Below are 370 nucleotides of genomic sequence, written 5' to 3' on the forward strand. Positions count from 1 at the left end.
TGGATGCTCAAGGCTGAAACCGTTGCGGCGCAAGACTGGGCCGCCATCGCCGCCGCAAGCCGCAGGGCGGCGCAATTGCCGACAGCCTGAGCGTGGCCCGTCGACGCATTCGCAGCCTTGGGCCAGGACTGAACGTCGTCGTCCTGAAAGGAGAGGAACGGGCATGCGAACCGAGTCGGCGCGGAAGCCGCAACGGATCGTTCGATGCGTTCAACCCCCGTTTTCTCGGCGACGGTTGACGCCCTGCGCGGCTTTGAACGTCGCCGCGAAAATTGGTTCACCGGCGCGCATGTCGCCGGAATTCATCCTCGGAAAGCCAAGATGTCGCCTGACTTCCTCGCTCAAATCACTGGATCTTTCGCCATGCCAG

Source organism: Rhodoblastus sp. (genome assembly GCF_041915505.1).
Lineage (GTDB): Bacteria > Pseudomonadota > Alphaproteobacteria > Rhizobiales > Beijerinckiaceae > Rhodoblastus.